At 60.5% G+C, this 19,067-nt stretch carries 17 protein-coding genes; 10 read left to right on the top strand and 7 right to left on the bottom strand.

From position 1 onward, the window contains the following. Positions 1-159 precede the first annotated feature (159 nt). Positions 160-381 carry a DUF2795 domain-containing protein gene (locus tag BN3659_RS02140; RefSeq protein WP_091534193.1) on the top strand — a complete coding sequence of 74 codons (222 nt, stop codon included), beginning with the start codon at positions 160-162 and terminating at the stop codon, positions 379-381. A gap of 546 nt (positions 382-927) precedes the next feature. On the opposite strand, the gene BN3659_RS02135 is transcribed toward BN3659_RS02140, so the two are convergent. From BN3659_RS02135 to BN3659_RS02105, 6 genes are all read right to left on the bottom strand, one after another. Next, positions 928-1,362, bottom strand: coding sequence for a PepSY-like domain-containing protein (locus tag BN3659_RS02135; protein ID WP_091534313.1), 435 nt, complete (start codon positions 1,360-1,362; stop codon positions 928-930). A gap of 199 nt (positions 1,363-1,561) precedes the next feature. Further along, a complete protein-coding gene (locus BN3659_RS02130; protein WP_091534191.1) occupies positions 1,562-2,257 on the bottom strand; it encodes an SOS response-associated peptidase in 696 nt (231 codons plus the stop codon). Between the two features lie 40 nt (positions 2,258-2,297). Then, the gene (locus BN3659_RS02125; protein ID WP_091534189.1) at positions 2,298-3,557 is read right to left on the bottom strand and encodes a Y-family DNA polymerase; all 1,260 of its coding nucleotides are present in this window, start codon (positions 3,555-3,557) and stop codon (positions 2,298-2,300) included. Positions 3,558-4,218: 661 nt separating this feature from the next. Further along, positions 4,219-4,656: a LexA family protein gene (locus BN3659_RS02115; protein WP_091534186.1), complete on the bottom strand. Its 438-nt coding sequence runs from the start codon at positions 4,654-4,656 to the stop codon at positions 4,219-4,221. A 299-nt stretch (positions 4,657-4,955) separates the two neighbouring features. Further along, on the bottom strand, positions 4,956-5,720 hold the full coding sequence (locus BN3659_RS02110; protein ID WP_091534184.1) for a class I SAM-dependent methyltransferase: 765 nt from the start codon (positions 5,718-5,720) through the stop codon (positions 4,956-4,958). Continuing rightward, complete coding sequence (locus tag BN3659_RS02105; protein WP_091534182.1) at positions 5,720-6,559, bottom strand: CvfB family protein; 840 nt, start codon at positions 6,557-6,559, stop codon at positions 5,720-5,722. The genes BN3659_RS02110 and BN3659_RS02105 overlap by 1 nt, the downstream gene beginning before the upstream one ends. A gap of 105 nt (positions 6,560-6,664) precedes the next feature. On the opposite strand from BN3659_RS02105, the gene BN3659_RS02100 reads away from it, so the two are divergent. The 4 genes from BN3659_RS02100 (at position 6,665) to BN3659_RS02085 (ending at position 11,639) form a co-directional block, all read left to right on the top strand. Then, the gene (locus BN3659_RS02100; RefSeq protein ID WP_091534181.1) at positions 6,665-7,435 is read left to right on the top strand and encodes a nitrilase-related carbon-nitrogen hydrolase; all 771 of its coding nucleotides are present in this window, start codon (positions 6,665-6,667) and stop codon (positions 7,433-7,435) included. A 146-nt stretch (positions 7,436-7,581) separates the two neighbouring features. After that, on the top strand, positions 7,582-10,404 hold the full coding sequence (gene uvrA, locus BN3659_RS02095; protein ID WP_091534179.1) for an excinuclease ABC subunit UvrA: 2,823 nt from the start codon (positions 7,582-7,584) through the stop codon (positions 10,402-10,404). A gap of 48 nt (positions 10,405-10,452) precedes the next feature. After that, positions 10,453-10,995, top strand: coding sequence for a DUF4251 domain-containing protein (locus BN3659_RS02090; RefSeq protein ID WP_091534178.1), 543 nt, complete (start codon positions 10,453-10,455; stop codon positions 10,993-10,995). A 5-nt stretch (positions 10,996-11,000) separates the two neighbouring features. Then, positions 11,001-11,639, top strand: coding sequence for a hypothetical protein (locus BN3659_RS02085; RefSeq protein WP_091534176.1), 639 nt, complete (start codon positions 11,001-11,003; stop codon positions 11,637-11,639). A 241-nt stretch (positions 11,640-11,880) separates the two neighbouring features. Here BN3659_RS02085 and ispF read toward each other — a convergent pair whose 3' ends face one another. Then, complete coding sequence (gene ispF / locus BN3659_RS02080) at positions 11,881-12,360, bottom strand: 2-C-methyl-D-erythritol 2,4-cyclodiphosphate synthase (protein ID WP_091534311.1); 480 nt, start codon at positions 12,358-12,360, stop codon at positions 11,881-11,883. A gap of 305 nt (positions 12,361-12,665) precedes the next feature. On the opposite strand from ispF, the gene BN3659_RS02075 reads away from it, so the two are divergent. The 5 genes from BN3659_RS02075 (at position 12,666) to ald (ending at position 19,044) form a co-directional block, all read left to right on the top strand. After that, positions 12,666-14,120, top strand: coding sequence for an aminoacyl-histidine dipeptidase (locus BN3659_RS02075; protein ID WP_091534174.1), 1,455 nt, complete (start codon positions 12,666-12,668; stop codon positions 14,118-14,120). Then, positions 14,117-16,546: a TonB-dependent receptor gene (locus BN3659_RS02070; protein ID WP_091534173.1), complete on the top strand. Its 2,430-nt coding sequence runs from the start codon at positions 14,117-14,119 to the stop codon at positions 16,544-16,546. Before BN3659_RS02075 ends, BN3659_RS02070 begins: the two co-directional genes overlap by 4 nt. 158 nt (positions 16,547-16,704) lie before the next feature. Continuing rightward, the gene (locus BN3659_RS12730) at positions 16,705-17,166 is read left to right on the top strand and encodes a hypothetical protein (protein WP_141682452.1); all 462 of its coding nucleotides are present in this window, start codon (positions 16,705-16,707) and stop codon (positions 17,164-17,166) included. A 10-nt stretch (positions 17,167-17,176) separates the two neighbouring features. Next, the gene (locus BN3659_RS02065) at positions 17,177-17,668 is read left to right on the top strand and encodes a hypothetical protein (RefSeq protein WP_091534172.1); all 492 of its coding nucleotides are present in this window, start codon (positions 17,177-17,179) and stop codon (positions 17,666-17,668) included. Positions 17,669-17,937: 269 nt separating this feature from the next. Then, the gene (gene ald, locus BN3659_RS02060) at positions 17,938-19,044 is read left to right on the top strand and encodes an alanine dehydrogenase (protein ID WP_091534171.1); all 1,107 of its coding nucleotides are present in this window, start codon (positions 17,938-17,940) and stop codon (positions 19,042-19,044) included. The last annotated feature ends 23 nt before the right edge of the window (positions 19,045-19,067 follow it).

Raw genomic sequence — 19,067 nt, 5'->3', positions numbered from 1 at the left:
TTATACTTTTGCAAGTCGGTATTGAGACAGGATACTCGCAAGCGATGTTGGCAAGCAAAATAAGGGACGTTTTTGTCAAGCCGAGTGCAATCCGGGCCTGCCCGGTGATTGCCTAAGCGGGAAACGACTGGGAAAATAGAACTTATAAATTTTACGACTATGTACTGGACACTTGAATTGGCATCCAAACTCGAAGACGCTCCATGGCCTGCGACGAAAGATGAGCTGATCGATTATGCTACACGTTCTGGGGCTCCGCTCGAAGTGCTTGAGAATTTGCAGGAAATCGAAGACGAGGGCGATATTTACGAGTCCATTGAAGATATTTGGCCCGACTATCCCTCGAAGGAGGATTTTTTCTTCAACGAGGAGGAGTATTAAAATGAATTTCGGCCCGAAAAGGCTCGAAATAATTATACGGAATGTTTAACGGCACGATTTTCTCGATCGTGCCGTAGTATTTTTGCGTATATGGGGAAGATGCGACATCTCTCTTTCGGGATCTGCCGTGCAGGGTGATTGCTGTTTGGCGCAAGAGCGTCGTCGGGCGTCGGCCCGGGTAACGATAGCAGGCCCCAGCCGATTCAATTTGCCTCTCCGAGAATTGTCCGTTCGGAACGGTCCCGTTTAGCGGAACCGTTTCGCTGAACCGATGGCAGACGCGAACGCAGGTGCGGGCTCAGCCGAGGCGGGAAAGCGACTGCTCCAGAGCGAACGAATGAACGGGGCTGTCCGACAAGCTTTTTCAACCCTCAGAGAATTGCGTATTGGGAAAAGTTCCCGATGAGCAGTACGAATGAAAAAGGAGCTGTCTAACAAGTCTGATTCCAACGATTTCACCCCTGCCGGAATGAATTCCGACAGGGGTGATTTCCGATTTTCGGGACTTGTTGGACAGCCCCTTGTCGCATCGGCGAAGCTCGACAACTATTTCTCGGCTTTCACGAAGTCGCCGTTGCTGTCGAAGTAGAGGAACGTGCCGTCCGAGAGTTTGGCTTTATAGCCGTCGGCGGTCGTGGCGAGCATCATGATGTGCAGGTTGGGATACTTGGCACCTGCATAGGTTTTGATTTTCACGGGAATCGCCGTTGCGGGAACAGGACCGTTCTTCATGATGATTTCCGACCAGTTGCCGCTGCCGCCTTCGAACGAGATCTGGTTGCCGCTGTTGAAGAAGACGGTGTATTTGTCCCACGAAGCCTCGCGGTCCATTTCCACGTCTTTGACTTTCTCTTTCGGGAAATTTTTCTGGATGAACTCCTGCGAGCTCTTCGGAAGTTTACCGAAATCGACCTTTTGAGGCGCCGCGCTTACGGAAAATGCGGTAGCCGCACAAACCAGAAGAAGTAAGAACTTTTTCATAATTTTAATAAATTTGTTAAAATAAATGCACATGTGGCGTTGCAAAAGGTGTTCCAATTTCGATGCCGGGTCTTTCGAAAAAGAGTCTCGTAGGAGCGTATTTCCTCCGCCGGCTGCGATTCCCCGGCTCTTTTTCACCGGAAAAAGAGCTGCAGGACGCGCGAAGCGCGGCTTTCGGTCGGAGAAAAACGTGCGGCGCTTACGGTTGCGCGGCCGGCGTCAGGATCGTGGGGTCTCCGGCATCTTTGCGCAGAAAGTCGCTGCGGATGATTTCGCACTGCATTTTTGATCCGGGCGGAGGAGTGAAAAACTCCGCGATTTCTGCATCCGTCAGACGGGGATCGAGCCAGCGCTCTTCGTCTTCGTTACGCAGGATCAGCGGCATCCTGTAGCGGGAGTTGTGAATGCGGCGCATCGGCCCGGCGGCCGGAACCGTGAGGATGGAGTAGGTCGCCGCCGTTTCGTCCGTCGTTTCGTCGTGCCAGCAGTCGTAAATCCCCGCGAATGCGAAAATGGGACGGTCGCGGACGGTGATGTAGTACGGGATTTTCCGGTCCGCTTCGTGCCGCCAGTCGAAATAGCCCGATGCCGGAACGAGACAGCGTTTGCGGCGGATCGGTTCGCGGAAGGAGGGTTTGACGAAAACCGTTTCCGCACGGGCGTTGATCGTGCGGTTGCGGATCGCCAGCGCATCTTCGAGACCGCGGGTCCAGAAAGGGATCAGTCCCCAGCGGAAGAGGCCGATCTGTGCGTCGGCCGTAACGACGGGATATTCCGCATGGGAGAATGCCGACACGTGGTAGAGCGGGCGGAAGTCTCCGATCCGGTCGACGCTGCGGCCGAAGCGGCGGCCGAGCTGGACGGGGTCGGCGATCAGGGCGGTGTGGTAGCACATAAGTTATATAGAGTAGATTGAGAGTTGCGACGGTGCGGTTTCAGGTCGATTTGACCCGAATGATCTGCGCCCAGTCGGTCGTGAATTTGCGGGACAAGTGGTTGCGGTTCATTTTGAAGGGTTCGAAACCTTCGGCAGCCGTTGCGACCTTGTGGCGTCCGTAGACGGCGTTCAGTCGGTCCATCGCCGCCATCAGCCGGTCGTGCCGGGCGCGGTCGGCCGCATCGAACAGGTCGCGCTGCACGCCGCATTTGGGGCGTATGTCGGAGAGAATCACTCCCGCACGTTTGTAAACGAAGCCTTTGCGGCAGAGTTGTCGGAGCAGCTGCGCCGCGTAAGCCGTCAGTTCCAGCGTGCTATCGGTCGGCACGGAGAGTTTGAGGAGCCGGCTCTCGTAGGACTGCGGCACCTCTTCCCGATGGCGGTTCGTGAGTAGAAATACGGCGATCTCGGCGCACAACCCGTGTTGCGCACGCAGTTTTTCGGCGCAGGCCGCCGCGTATTGGGCGATGCACCGATGCAGCTCCTCGTAATCGCCCGTGTCGCGGGCGAAGGTGCGCGTCGTGGCGATCTGTTTCTTGTCGGCGGGCATTTGTTCGAATCCGATGCACGGCTCGCCCTTCAGTTCCCGCTGCATCCGGAGACCCACGACGCCCATTCGTTTGCGGATCCACTCCTGCGGCAACTGCGTGAAGTCCCAAGCCGTGCGGATGTTCCGCGTCTCAAGCAGGGCGGCCCACCGGTGGCCGATGCCCCAGACATCGCCGATCGGGAATTTGCGGAGGACCTTTTCGATCTGCTCGGGGCGGTGCATGAAGCAGCAGCCGCCGAGCTTGGGATAACGCTTGCAGAGTTTCGATGCGATCTTGGCCAGTGTTTTGGTCGGTGCGATGCCGAGACTGAGCGGAATGCCCGTGTGGCGTCGCACGGTGCGGACGATTTCGAGTCCCTGCTGGCGGAGGGTCTCTTCGTCGAATCCCGTGAAGTCGAGAAACGCTTCGTCGATGGAGTAGACCTCGGCGGGGGCGAAACGCCGGAGGAGGTTCATCACGCGGCGCGACATATCTCCGTACAGGACGAAGTTGGACGAGAAAACGGCCACGTCGTTTCTGCGGACGAGTTCTCTGATCCGGAAGTAGGGAACACCCATTGCGATGCCCAGCTCCTTGGCTTCGTTGGAGCGTGCTATGACGCAACCGTCGTTGTTCGAAAGCACGACGATGGGGCGTTCCGCGAGCGACGGATCGAACACCCGTTCGCACGATGCGTAAAAATTGTTGCAGTCCGCTAATCCGTACATCGGTTATTGTCTCTATGTTGTCTGTCGTCGTTCCGTGAGCGCCCGTTTCCGGTTCGGGCGGCCGTCCGCCTCCGGTCGGTGCGCGGGGCGGCCGTGTCCGCCGGCGGAATCGTTGCGGCCTGTCCGGCATCGGGCGACCGTGTTGAACGAACGCCGCTGCGGGGCGTTATCTTCCCGGATGAGGCTTCTCAGCCGCCATCCCGCCCCGATGCCGCACGGGTTTTTGCCGTCGGCAGCGTATCTGCGCAGCTGCCGCAGTTGGGATTCGCATTGTCTTCCCGGATGAAGCTTCGCAGCTGCCATCTTGCCCCGGTGCCGCACGATCCGCCGTGCGCACAGCATCGAAGGGGCGCTGCCTTCGGCATCCCGGGACTATCGGAGGCCGTTTTCGGCTCGGGCCGTCGGGTTTCGACGTTTCCGGTCGCGTGCGCGGTTTCGCCCCTCTCTGGAGCTGGAGCGCGGCAGGCGGGATCGAGTGCGTCCGGACAGGACAGGCTCCGCTTCGGAAACGAAGCCTGCATCGTATGTTTGCTCCCCGCAAAACACGCGGTGATGCTGTGCGGCGCGGCAGGAGCGAATGCCGGTGCAGGACGTAAAGAGCGCACGTGTCGCCGCCGCATCTGCCGTCGTTTCCGTCGCTGCGGGCGCGGGGCGCGGGCCGTCAGACGCTTTTAAGGATCCATTTCACCACGCCCCAGACCGCGAATTCGCGGTCGGGCGAGACCTCGATGGTCCGGTATTTCGGATTGGCCGGCACGAGCAGAATCCGGTGCGGTTCGATCCGTACGCGCTTGAGCGTGAACTCTCCGTCGACGTATGCCACGGCCAGACAGCCGTCGTACGGCTCCACCGCCTTGTCCACCACCAGCAGATCGCCTTCGGCGATTCCCTCGCCTTGCATCGAATCCCCCTCCACACGGGCGAAAAAGGTCGCTTCGGGGTGCCGGACGACCAGCCGGTTCAGGTCCAGCGATCCTTCGAGAAAGTCGTCGGCCGGAGAGGGAAAGCCCGCATGCACGCCGCTTTCGGCCAGCGGAATTTCGAGCGGTCCGGCCGGTTCGGGCCGGTAGATTTTCAGTTTGTCGTCGGAAGCTTCCATACGCGCAGGTGTTTCCGCTCCGGAAGGCAAAAACCGTTCCTCCGTGCGCAGGAAAATCTTTGACGGGTGTGGCGAAAACTCCGGTCGGATGATCCGGCGGAAGCGTGCCGGTCCGGTCGGGACCGTTTTCGGGTGCTTACTCCCGGTCCGTTCGCCCGCGCCTCCGTGCGTCCGTTCCCGCCCTTTCAGCACGATCGTTTCCGCGCCTGTCCCCGTGCCTGACCGCAGACAAGACCGTGAAGGTTCCCGTCGGGCGCGGCGAAGACGAACGTGCGGCGGAGAAAGCCTGCGTTGCGCGGTTACTTTCGTGCGACGTAAAAGAGGTCGAAACACGTGTCCGAGACGGGGCCGATGCGATAGTCGTCCATCGTGATCGAGCGCGTGAGTTCGCCGTCGGCACGAAGCAGCCGCCGGCGGTTGAGGCGGTTCAGCAGATCGTAGGGCAGTTGCAGCAGTTTGCGCGGCAGCCGGTGCTGGAGGTCCAGCAGATCGAAGCGCGTGATGCGCTCGACGCTGCGGCGGTTCTTTTCGTAGTACTCCATCACCTTTTCGTTGCCGAAGACGCCGAGCGCTTCGACCCCGGCGAATTCGCATTCGAGCAGGTTGCGCAATTGTCCGGCGGTGTATTCGCGGACGTGCCACGGGTTGCGCGTGAGGGACATCGGGGCGTTGGGCGTGGTCAGGACGAATCGTCCGCCCGGACGCAGCACCCGCCGCACCTCGCGCACGAATTCGCGGTCGCGGCGGATGTGTTCGATCACTTGGAACGAGATCACGCAGTCGAAACTGTTCGACGCGAAGCAGAGCGGCGGTACCACAGCCTGCTGGAACACGACCCGTTCCATGTCCGCAAAGCCTCTTTCGGGCACGTGTTTGTCCACCGTAACGAAATGCGAGGCGCGGGGTGCGACGACTTCGACGCCGTATCCCGCGCCGGTTCCGATTTCGAGCACTTCGCCTTCGATGCGTTCGGCTGCGGCGTGATAGGCCAGCAACGAGCGTTGGAATACGAAGTTGTCCGAGGCGTCGCGCGAGACGCGCTCCGCCGTTGCGATCTTAGCCATTATCTGTCCGTGAGTTTGATTCCTTCGTCCGTGGCCTCCGCTTCGCCGCTTTTGAGCAGCATGCCGAGCGCCCGCTTGAATGCCTTTTTGCTCATCGCGGTACGTGCGGCGATCTCCTCCGGCGCGCTCCGGTCGCCCAGTGGGAGCGAGCCTCCGTTGTCGCGGAGCATCCGGCGCAGTACGTCGGCGGAGTCTTTGACCTGTGCATAGCCCTGCCGCTGGAGGCTCACGTCGATGCGGTTGTCCTCGGTGATGCGGCTCACGAATCCCGTGAGCCGGTCGCCGACGGCCACGGGTCGGAAGAGCTGGTTGCGGTAGAGCATCCCCCAGTGGCGGTTCCGGACGATTACGCGGTAGCCGATCGGGCTTTCCGACGCGACCAGCAGAGGAACCTCTTCGCGGGGTTTTACGGTGATCGTGTCGTTGTTGATGAAACTTTTGAGCCGCTGCGTCGCCACGCACCGGCCTGTGATGTCGTCTTCGTAGAGGTAGACGACGTAACTGTGGCCCGTGAAGACGCCGCCCTGCTGGTTGCGGTTGGGCAGAAAGAGGTCCTTGCCGTAGAGCCCCCAGTCGAGAAAGGCGCCGTGCGGGGTTTTGTCCACGACTTTCAGGAAGCCCGCTTCGCCCGCCCGGAGCAGCGGCGTCTCGGTCGTGGCCACCAGCCGGTCTTCCGAATCGTGGTAGACGAAGACCTCCTTGCGGTCGCCCGCCTTGTCGGCGAGCGAAGTGTAGCGGTTGGGGAGCAGCACTTCGGCTCCCTCCTCGTCGGCGAGGTAAAGACCGTATTCCGATACGCGCGTAACGGTGAGGGTCTGGGTATGTCCGGCTTTGAGCATGGCGGATGGGGGATTGGTTTCGTGTTTGCAAAAATACGATTTTTTCGGGGCTCCGCGGCGCATCGGAGGAAAAATTGCTATATTTGTTTCAAATTACGAAACCAAATGAAGCTGAACGTTGCAATTTGTCAGGTAGATATGGAGTGGGAGGAGATCGGACACAATCTCGCCCGCATCGAAAAAGTGGTGGCCGAGGCGGCGGCCGACGTGGTGGTGCTGCCCGAAATGTTCGCCACGGGATTCAAGCTGCGCCCCTCGGTGGTCGCCGAGCCGATGGACGGGGCCGTGGTTACGGCCATGCGCCGCTGGGCTGGAGAATATAACAAGGCCGTCGTCGGCAGCGTGGTGATCGAGGAGGAGGGGAAATACCGCAACCGCATGCTCTTCGTCGAGCCGTCGGGCAAGATGACCCAATACGACAAGCACCATCTGTTCCGCCCGGGCGGCGAGGCGCGCGACTACACTCCGGGCAACCGCCGCGTGGTGGTCGAATACAAGGGATTCCGTTTTCTGATGCTCGTATGCTACGACCTGCGGTTCCCTGTCTGGAGCCGCAATCGCGGCGACTACGACGCGATCATCTACTGTGCTTCGTGGGACAACAAACGACGCGATGCGTGGCGTACGCTGCTGCGCGCCCGCGCTATCGAGAATCAGTGCTACGTGATTGGCGTGAACCGCGTGGGGACCGATCCCGATGCGGTCTACATCGGCGATTCGATGGCCGTGGACTACATCGGCCGCACGTTGGCCGATGCCGAAAGCGGCGAATGGACGATGGTCGTAACGCTCGACCTCGAAGAGCAGCGCGCTTTCCGTCAGTCGTTCCCCGCATGGATGGACGCCGACGATTTCGAACTGAAGACGGCCGAATAGGGCGCGCAAACCGCAAATCGGGAGATATTTCGCTTCTTTATTGTTTCTCGTTCGGCAAACGAGTCGTATCTTTGCACGGATATTTCCGTGCGAAGATTTTTTTTCGCCGTCCAATAAAGGGAGCCGGCCGCACGTTATTGAATACGATGAAAGAGGAAAGCATCAAGATACTCGGCGCGAGGGTTCACAACCTGAAGAACGTAGACCTCGAAATTCCGCGTCGCAAACTCGTGGTAATCACCGGACTCAGCGGCTCGGGCAAATCGTCGCTGGCCTTCGACACGATCTATGCCGAGGGGCAGCGCCGCTACATGGAGACGCTCTCGGCCTACGCGCGTCAGTTCGTCGGGACGATGGAGCGCCCCGATGTGGACAAGATCACGGGACTGAGCCCCGTGGTGGCAATCGAGCAGAAGACCACCAACAAGAATCCCCGTTCGACGGTCGGGACCGTTACGGAGATCAACGACTTCCTGCGTCTGCTCTACGCGCGCGCGTCGCGTGCCTATTCGCCTGCCACGGGCGAGGAGATGGTGCATTACACGGACGAGCAGATCGCCGATCTGATCCTCCGGGATTTCGACGGTCGCAGGATCGCCCTGCTCGCTCCCGTGGTGAAGGGCCGCAAGGGGCACTACCGCGAACTGTTCGAACAGTTGGCCAAGAAGGGGTATATCTATGCCCGCATCGACGGCGAGATCCGCGAAATCGCGGCGGGCATGAAGCTCGACCGCTATAAGATCCACACGGTCGATCTGGTGGTCGACCGCCTCGGCGTATCGCCCGATGCCGCCGAACGGCTGATGAGCTCGTTGCAGGAGGCGATGCGGCAGGGCAAGGGGACGATGGCCGTCTACGACTACGGTACGGAGAAGCTGCGCTACTATTCGCGCAGCCTGATGTGCCCCACGACGGGCGCGGCGTTCGAAGACCCCGCGCCGCATACCTTCTCGTTCAACTCGCCCAAGGGGGCCTGTCCCCGTTGCAACGGATTGGGCGAGGAGGCGGTCTTCGACCGTTCGAAGATCATCCCCGATCCGAAGCGTTCGCTGCGCGAAGGGGCGGTCGAACCGCTCGGCAAATACCGCAACAACATGCTCTTCGCCATGCTCGAAACGCTCGGCCGGCGCTACGGTTTCACGATCGACGATCCCGTGGAAGCGATCTCCGACGAAGGGATGAACGCCATCCTCTACGGCGATTCCGAGCCGCTGACGATCGACATGACGGAGTATGCCTCGTCGGGCGGCAACCGCTTCGCGTCGTGGGAGGGCGTGGCCGAGTACATCTCGGCGACGGCCGAGGACGACGAATCGGCCCGCGGTCGCAAGTGGCGCGAGCAGTTCCTCGCCTACCGCAAGTGCAGCCTATGCGGAGGCAGCCGTCTGAAGCGGGAGGCTTTGCAGTTCCGCATCGGCGGGCGGAACATCGCCGAAGTCTCGAACCTCTCGATTGCCGAATTCGCCGAGTGGATGGGCGGCGTGGAGGCGCAGATGACTCCGAAGGAGCGGGCGATCGCACAGGAGGTGGTCAAGGAGATCCGCGAACGCACGCACTTCCTGCTGGAAGTGGGGCTGGGTTATCTGTCGTTGTCGCGTGCGTCGCGTTCGCTCTCGGGCGGCGAGAGCCAGCGCATCCGGCTGGCGACCCAGATCGGTTCGAAGCTGGTGAACGTGCTCTACATCCTCGACGAACCCTCCATCGGACTGCACCAGCGCGACAATCAGCGTTTGATCCGCAGCCTCGAAGGGCTGCGCGACGCAGGCAATTCGGTGATCGTGGTGGAGCACGACGAGGATATGATGCGTGCGGCCGACTGCATCGTGGATGTGGGACCCCGTGCGGGCCGCCGCGGGGGCCACATCGTCGCGGCGGGGACGTTCGACGACATCCTCGCCTCGGATTCGATCACGGCCGACTACCTGACGGGCCGGCGTCGGATCGAGGTGCCGGAGAAGCTGCGCAAGGGCACGGGGCGGAGCATCGTGATCCGCGGTGCGAAGGGCAACAATCTGAAAAACATAGATGCGGAGTTTCCGCTCGGGAAGCTGATCTGCGTTACGGGCGTGAGCGGTTCGGGCAAATCCACACTCGTGAACGAGACGCTGCGTCCGATCCTGAGCCGGGCGCTCTACCGCTCCTACGACCGGCCGCTCGAATACGATTCGGTCGAGGGGATCGGCGAGATCGACAAGCTCGTGGTGGTGGACCAGTCGCCCATCGGGCGCACGCCGCGCAGCAATCCCGCGACCTATTCGGACGTTTTCACCGACATCCGCAAGCTTTTCGAGAAGACGCCCGATGCGCAGATCCGCGGTTTCAAGGCGGGCCGCTTCTCGTTCAACGTGAAGGGCGGCCGCTGCGAAGAGTGCCGCGGAGCGGGCGTGCAGACCATCGAGATGAATTTTCTGCCCGACGTCTACGTTACGTGCAAGACGTGCGGCGGACACCGCTACAACCGCGAGACGCTCGAAGTGAAGTATAAGGGCAAGTCGATCGACGACGTGCTGAACATGACGGTCAACATGGCCGTGGAATTTTTCGAGAACGTACCGAACATCCACCAGAAATTGCGGGCCATTCAGGAGGTCGGACTGGGGTACCTCACTCTCGGTCAACCCTGTACGACCCTTTCGGGCGGCGAGAGCCAGCGCATCAAGCTCGCGGCGGAGCTGTCGAAACGCGACACGGGCCGCACGCTCTACATCCTCGACGAGCCCACGACGGGACTTCATTTCGAGGATATACGGCAACTGCTCGACGTGCTGAACAAACTGGTCGACCGCGGCAATACGGCCATCGTCATCGAGCACAACCTCGACGTGGTGAAGGTGGCCGACCACCTGATCGACATCGGACCCGAGGGGGGCGCCGCGGGCGGGCGGATCGTCGCAGCCGGAACCCCGCACGAGGTGGCGCGCTGTGCGGCGAGCTATACGGGGCAATTTCTGGCGCGTATGGGTATCTGATCCGTTCGGGCACCGTATTTGTACTCGTAGCGCAAAACCTTATGCGCTATGAGAAAGTTTATCGTTATTGCTTTGGGTGTGCTGCTTTGCGCGGGCGCCTACACCGTGATCGGACAGAAGAAGATGCTGTCGCCGAAGGAAGAGAAGCGCGAAGTGCGCGAAAAACGGCGTGCGGACCGCATCGCCGAATTCGAGAAACACGTCGATTCGATCGTGCTTTCGCGGAATTTCCAGTTCAATCCCCAGACCATGCAGCGCATGCCGGCCGGACCGATCCGTCAGCTGCTCAATCCGCAGTTCAACCTCGGCATCTGGGACGGAACGATGGATATTTGCCTGCCGTACATCAAAGGATACGTCTCCCCGTACTATGTAACCATCCTGAACTATACGATCGGCAACGTGCAGGGGTATACGACCGAACAGACCAACGAGGGCTGGATGGTAACCTTCTCCACGTCGCTCTTCACGGCGTCGACCTATACGTTCACGCTGGAAATCTTCACGCGCACGGGCGGCGCGACGCTGACGATCACCAACCCGTGGTATAATCCCGTGCAGTATTCGGGCACCATCACGCAACTTTATTAGGGGCCATGCGTGCGGGACGTTGCATACTGAACCTCGTATTGTGTCTGGGTACCGCTGCGGCGGCCGCCCAGACGCAGCAGGTTACGATCGAGGCCGGCGACAGCATCCCTCTGACCACCGTCGTCCCCGTGCAGCAGACGCCCGTGCGGATCACCGAACGGACGACCGTCTACGACGAAAGCGAACGGGGCATGAACCGGGCCGAACGCCGTGCCTACAAAGCCCGGCTTTTCGCCCAGCGGATCGACTCGCTGATCCAGAGCCGCAACTACATGTTCTTCCCGAACAGCATGCAGGGTTTGCCGGGCGGCATGATCCGGAACATCTATGCCGAATATTTCTTTTTCGGCCTTTTCGTGGACCATGCCGAAGTGCACCTGCCCACGGAGCGGAGTTTCACGCAGCATTTGGGAATGCTCAACTTCGATTCGATGAATATCCGCAACTATCAGGCGTCGCATCTGCAATGGGGATGGAACGTTACGATGAATGTTTTCGACGGCGACGTGTGCTACACGGCCGATCTGGAGATTTCGACCATCACGGGCGAAGCCGTGCTCACGCTGCTCACGCCCACGGTAACGATGCGCTACGTCGGAGCCTTGTGGAACGGCCGCTGGGCGGGCGGGCCTCCGAGACGCTGACCCGGTGCGGGCGGGCCGCCGTGCCTGATGCGGGATCGCCGCGGCATCCGTTTCGAAGACGGCGGGCGGACGTGTCCGTCGCACGGTCGGCAGGCAGCTCCGACTGCGCCGTACGACGATACGTCGTGTCCCGGGAAGGTTATTCGGACCGGGGCGTATCCCTATGCGACGCCGCGGGGGCGGCTGCCCGCCTGCGGGGGTCCGCCCCGTATGAAGCGGCAAAGGAACTTCGCCGTTTGGCCTATTTTTTGTATATCAAGGCCACAGCCGAGGCAGAGACGCCCTCCTCGCGGCCTTCGAAGCCGAGGTGCTCTGTGGTCGTAGCTTTGACCGACACGCGGTCGACGCCTACACCCATTGCACCGGCCATCGCCGCGCGCATCGCTTCGATGTGCGGGCGCAGTTTCGGCTTCTGCATCGAGATCGTGCAATCGACATTGCCGATCTCGTATTTTTTTTGCCGCAGCAGCTCCGCGACCCTCCGCAAGAGGATTCGGGAGTCGATGCCGGCGAAATCGTCCGAGGTGTCGGGAAAGTGCAGTCCGATGTCGCCGAGGGCCGCAGCTCCCAGCAGTGCGTCGCACACGGCGTGGATCGCCGCGTCGCCGTCCGAGTGGGCGATACATCCTTTGGTATGGGGGATTTCGACACCCCCGAGCACGAGCCGCAGCCCCTCGCCGAGGGCGTGCACGTCGTAACCGTGTCCTATTCTGAAGTCCATGAGCGAAGTGTTTTCCGTCAAAGATACGAATAAGTCGGGCGCAAAAGCAAATTTATTCGCATTTTGCCGGGAAAGAGTGTCTGAGACGAAGCCAAAGATGCGAACCAAGTCGGGCGCACGAGCGAATCTGTTTGCGTTTGCCGGGCGGGGAGCGCCTGAGCCGGCGTCCGAAGATGCGCATTTTATTCCGTATCCGTTCCGTCCGAAGCGGAGGATTGCGGCGGCGGTAATAAAAACGGGCCGATCCCTTGTCCGTTCGGCGAAAATCGTTAATTTTGCAAATAGAACGCAAATACTTTCTATATATGTCTGCAATCGCATCTTTGGAACCCAAGACCGTGTGGGAGATTTTCGACGCCATCACGCAGGTTCCGCGCCCTTCGAAACGGGAGGGAAAAATCATCGATTTTCTGATCGCATTCGCCGAAAAACACGGGATCGAATACCGGAAAGACGCTACCGGCAACATCGTGATGCGCAAGCCCGCCACTCCGGGCTACGAGTCGCGTCCCGCGGTGATCCTTCAGGCTCACATGGACATGGTCTGCGAGAAGAATTCGGACGTGGAGTTCGATTTCGACGAAGACCCTATCCGCACCCGCATCGACGGGGAGTGGGTGAAGGCCGAGGGCACGACGCTCGGCGCCGACGACGGCATCGGCATGGCGGCGGCGCTCGCCGTGCTGGTCGATCCCGCGTCGGAGCACGGACCGGTCGAGGCGCTCTTCACGGTGGACGAGGAGACGGGGCTCACGGGTGCTTTCGGACTGGGCGAGGGAATGCTCGAAGGCAAATACCTCATCAACCTCGATTCGGAGGACGAGGGCGAGATCTTCATCGGATGCGCCGGCGGTGTCGACACCGTCGCCACGTTCCGCTATGCGACCGAAGAGGCGCCGAAGAACTATGCCTATTTCCGGCTCGGTGTTTCCGACCTCGTGGGCGGCCACTCGGGCGACGACATCGACAAGGGACGCGCCAATTCGAATAAGATCGCGGCCCGTCTGCTGTGGGAGGGCATGCAGAGTTTCGGGCTGAGGCTGAGTTGTTTCGACGGGGGCAATCTCCGCAATGCCATCCCGCGCGAGGCATATGCCGTCTTCGGCGTACGGGAGCATGCGAAGGACGAGTTCCTGAAGCGCTTCCGTCTGTTCGCGGAGGAGGTGAAGGCCGAATTCAAGTTTTCGGAGCCCAAGCTCGAACTGTCGCTCGTCGAACTGCCGTCGGTGGATACGGTCCTCGACGCCGCGTCGCAGCGCGCGCTGGTCTATGCTCTCGTGGGTGTGCCCAACGGCGTGATCGCCATGTCGCAGGCCATGCCCGGATTGGTGGAGACCTCGACCAACCTCGCGTCGGTGAAATTCGTCGGCGACGGGCGGATCGTCGTTACCTCGTCGCAGCGTTCGTCGGTCGAGAGCGCCAAGACCTATGTGATGCGGATGGTCGAATCGGTCTTCGCGCTGGCCGGCGCCGACGTCGTCCATTCGGACGGTTATCCGGGCTGGGCTCCCGATCCGCAGTCGAAACTGCTGGCGGTTACGAAGGAGTGCTACCGCGAGCGATTCGGTGTCGAGCCCAAGGTGCGGGCGATCCATGCCGGACTGGAGTGCGGCCTTTTCCTTGAGAAATATCCCGGTCTGGAGATGGTTTCGATCGGCCCTACGCTGCGCGGCGTCCATTCGCCCGACGAACGGCTGGAGATCGCCACGGTGCCGAAGTTCTGGAATCTGCTCTCCGATGTGCTGAAGCGAATCCGATGAATCCGCTTCGGGCTGTGTGTCTGACCGCGGGGATCATCGCCTCTCTCTCCGCGGCGGCACAGGAACCTGAAACCTATTATTATCCCTACGAGGCGGAGCCGGCAGAGCGCATTTCGATGCTGCTCACCGACTCCGTATTGTTTTACAGAGCCGTGCAGACGCCGGTCGACCTCTTCGGCGAAGCGACGGACTACGACCTGTCGTTCGTGCGATCGAAACGCCGCGGAGAGGAATACGCCGCGGAGCGGACCGAGGTGAACGGCGCGGAGGTGGGATGGCGCTATTTCGCCGCGCTGCGTGCGCTCGGAGCCGAGGAGCGGACCATGGCCGGATTGCAGATGTCCGACGGCCGTCTCGGAGGCCCGAACGGGCTCCGGTCGTTCCGCCTCGGCGACGGGGAGCTGCTGCCCGCGGGCCGTGCGGCTGCGGGGTTCACGGACCGCAACTATCTGTTCGCCGCAAAGGCCTCCTATGCCGGTGCATGGGGCCGCGGTTGGGATTATTCCGCTGCCGTGGATGCCCGCACGGGCCGCGACCTGCATGTGCGGGGCGTCTTCACGAATGCCTTGACCGCTTCGTTGCGGGCGACCAAACGGTTGGGCGAGGGACACAGGCTGTCGCTCGCGGCGATTTTGCCGCCGTCGATGCGTGGGCTCAGGTCGGGTTCGACCGAGGAGGCGTTCACGCTGACGGGCGACCGCCTCTACAATCCCGCGTGGGGTTATCAGGACGGCAAGGTGCGCAGTGCCCGCGTCAGGCGCGAATTCCTGCCATTCGCCGTCGCCTCCTATGCCGTGCCGCTTTCGGCCTCGACCGATCTCGAAACGACCGTCGGAGCGGTGGCGGGCGTGTCGAAATACAGCACGCTCGGATGGTACGACGCCCGCACGCCCCTACCCGACAACTACCGTTATCTGCCGAGCTATACGGGCGACCGCGAAACCGAGGAGGCATGGCGGTCGCGCGATCCGCGCTACACGCAGATCGATTGGGACGAGCTTTATGCCCAGAACCGCATGAAGGGCGGCGAGGCTGTCCACGCGCTCGAAGACCGGGTGGAGCGGATCTGCGACTTGCAGTTCGACGCGGTGTTCGCAACCCGTGTCGGCGAACGGCTGACGCTGCACTACGGAGCGGCCGTTCGCTGGAACCGCACCCGGAGCTACAAACAGATGCGCGATCTGCTCGGTGCCGCCTACCGGACGGATATAGACCAGTACCTCGTAGACGACGACACCTACGGCAACCTTCTGCAAAACGATCTGCGGCATCCGAACCGCCGAATCGGCGTGGGCGACCGTTTCGGATACGATTACGCGCTCACGACGCTCGATGCGGGGCTGCGCGTGCAGATCCAGTACCGCGCCGACCGCTTCCGCTGCGACGCCGGGACCGAAATCCGCGAAAGCTCGGTACGGCGCAGAGGCTATTTCGAAAAGGAGCTCTTCTCGGGCGGACGTTCCTACGGCTGTTCGGCCGCAATCCGTTTCACACCTTATCTTTTCAAGATTTCGGCGGGGTGGGCCTTCTCGCCGAAATCCTATGTCGGGGCCTCGGCGATGGCCGCCGCCGAACGACCCGATGCGGAGGCGCTGTTCCTCCAGCCGCAGTACAACAACCGCACGGCGGATCGCCCCCGTCTGCGCAGACGCTGGGCGGGAGAGTTGGTTTTCAACTACACGGACCGCACGTTCGACCTGCGGGCGGCTGCCTATGTGCAGCTCTCCCGCGACGGGATGGAGGCATGGCGCTATTACGACGATCTGGCCGGTCTCTTCTGCGATCTCTCCGCTTCGGGTATCGGAATGCGCGCTTACGGCATCGAGGCGGCGGCCGCCATTCGGCTCTCCTACCGCTGGCGGCTGTCGCTGGCCGCGGCAGTCGGGCGCTATGAGTACGACCGCGATCCGCGTCTGACGATCCTCGCCGATGCGGACAATGCGCCCGTGGAGGTCGGCGCCGTGAGCCACATGGGCGGCTGCCGGACGGGCAATGCGCCGCAGAGGTCGGCCCTGACCGAGATCGTCTATTTCGGACCGAAAGGGTGGGGCTTCCGCTGTACGGCAGCCTATGTCGGCGGCCGCTATGCCGAACCCGCGTTCCTGCGCCGCACGGAGCGCGTGGCGCGGCAGGCCGCCGCGACGGCCGAGGCGTTCGACCGTTTCACGGAGCAGGAGCGGCTCGCCGATGCCTTCGCGCTCGGCGCCTCGGCCTTCAAGACTTTTTATTTCGATGCATCGCGTCTCACGATTTCGCTCATGCTCCGCAATCTGCTCAACGACCGCGATCAGGTCTACGCCGCCTACGAATCGCTGCGCGTGCGGCGGATGCGCAGCGGCGACACCTACGCCTATGCGCCGTTCGAGACCCGCCGCACCTATGCCTATCCGCGGTCGTTCTACGTTTCGGTCTCGTATCGGTTCTGAATGTTTTGTGGTTTATCGTATAATATATTCGAAATAAGGTTTTTGTGTGTTTTTTGCAATATTTTTTTGCGGTGTAGAAGCGTGTTTGTTTATTTCTCATTGCCGTTATCGGTATTAACCTGCATGGATGTGATGAGCAATCAATTCCTATTAAATCTATGTCTCAGGACTATACGGCAAAGTTACCACAACATGATGCAGTTGTCTACGACGATATTCGATTCAGTTTGAATAACATTGCTTCAAGTACACGAACGTTAAGCGGTAAAGAGTACAAAATTGTTGCATCGAATGACGAGATGGACATAACGATGATTTCGTATCTGTTCATTGATAAAATAGACGGAGGATATTTATTGGAACATTACACTGAAGATAAACGGTTGATCGCCTCGATACGATGTAATGAAAATCTCATGATTGAGGATATATTTATTGAATCATTGCCTGAAACGAGAGGGTTACGGTTTTGGTGGGTTTGTACACAAGCTCGATATAATGAAATGAGAAAATATCGGGAAACAGAAGGTGGTATGTGGATGGATATAGCAAACGATTGGTTGCCGATGTCTACGATCAGCGCCATAGCTTCTGGATTGTATTGTATGGGAACTAAATAATCAGGTAATAATGTATTTGGCTGTTCTGACGACGCTGGCCGGATTGCATTTCGCGATCGTCGCCGTGTATCTGATTACGCGCAAGATCGACTATCCTTTGTGGGTCTATGTCGCGGTTGCACTGTTCTGCTGGTGGCCGCCGGCGATTCTGCTCGTCCAGTTCCATGCGGAGAAGCGATTGGCGACTTGTGCGGCGGAGCGGACGCTCGCGGAGGATAAATTCCATCTGTCGGGTCTGACCGCGGTCTGTTCCGTGGTTTTGCAGGGCTTTACGGCTATGTACGGCAGGTCGGCGATACCGGCTGCTGCGGACGATGTCGTGCCGCTCTTTTCCGCGGCCGCATCGCTGCTGTCGACCGTAGTGCTGTTGTACGCCTTGCATCTGTTGCAGAAGAAGAACGAACGAAATATGAACGAAAACAGGAGCCGGAAAAACGGCTCCTGTTTTCGTGTGCCCGATCCGCACCCTTTCCGTAACCGTGTCTTTTGCTCCTGCGGCTGAACCTTACGGGCCGAAGTTGCATGGGGTGGTTTCATCCGGCCGCGGTCGTCCGGCCCGCGGCGGTGCGAGGCCCGTGGTCGCGGGTTGAACGATCTTCCTCATCGGCCGACGATGGCTGGCGCGCCTGTCCGAGAACGGCAGAAAACGGGATATATACTAAAATAAGAATCTTTCCCGAGCGGTCTTGAACGAATTTTTTGCGTTGTGAGTGCCGGATTTCCATAATTTTTGTAAATTGAGGCGGAAAATCCACTTAAAACTTCAGACATATGATTATCGGTATTCCTAAAGAGATCAAGAACAACGAGAACCGCGTCGCTCTGACGCCTTCGGGCGCATGCGAGATGATCAAGCACGGCCACCGCGTCTGCATACAGGCTTCGGCCGGCGCGAACACCGGATTTCCGGACGAAGCCTATGCGGCCGTAGGTGCCGAGATACTGCCTACGATCGAGGAGATCTATGCGCAGGCGGAGATGATCGTGAAGGTCAAGGAGCCGATAGCCCCCGAATACGGGTTGATCCGCAAAGATCAGCTCGTGTTCACCTACTTCCATTTCGCCAGCAGCGAACCGCTCACCCGGGCGATGATCGACAGCGGGGCGGTCTGCTGCGCCTACGAGACCGTCGAACGTGCGGACCGCTCGCTGCCGCTGCTGATTCCCATGTCGGAAGTCGCGGGCCGCATGTCGACGCAGGAGGGGCTTTACTTCCTCGAAAAGCCCCACGGCGGCAAGGGTGTGCTGCTGGGCGGTGTTCCGGGCGTGAAGCCGGCCAAGGTGTTCGTGATCGGCGCAGGCGTCGTGGGAACCGCCGCAGCACGAACGGCAGCCGGTACGGGTGCCGACGTTACGATCTGCGATATTTCGCTGCCGCGTCTGACCTATCTGGCCGACGTGATGCCCGGGAACGTGAAGACGCTGATGTCGTCCGAATACAACATCCGCGAGGAGCTCCGGCACGCCGATCTGGTGATCGGGTCGGTGCTGATCCCGGGTGCGAAGGCCCCGAAGCTCGTTACGCGCGACATGCTCCGTGATATGGAGCCCGGGACGGTGATGGTCGATGTGGCCATCGACCAAGGCGGTTGCTTCGAGACGTCGCGGCCCACGACGCACGAGGATCCCGTCTATTTCGTCGACGGTATCCTGCACTATTGCGTGGCGAATATCCCGGGGGCCGTGCCCTATACCTCGACGCTCGCACTGACCAATGCCACGCTGCCCTATGCGCTCCAGTTGGCCGACAAGGGATGGCGCCGCGCCTGTCGGGAAAACCGCGAACTGGCGCTCGGGCTCAACGTCGTGGAGGGGAAAGTCGTCTATAAGCCCGTGGCCGATGCGTGGGGGCTTCCCTGCGAGGCGCTGAACCTGTAAACGGTTCGGGCCGTGCGCCCGGT

The organism is Alistipes sp. CHKCI003 (genome assembly GCF_900021155.1).
Taxonomy (GTDB): Bacteria; Bacteroidota; Bacteroidia; order Bacteroidales; family Rikenellaceae; genus Alistipes; species Alistipes excrementavium.
The sequence above is the reverse complement of the archived record's forward strand: the minus strand, read 5'-3'. Positions and strand labels throughout refer to the sequence as shown.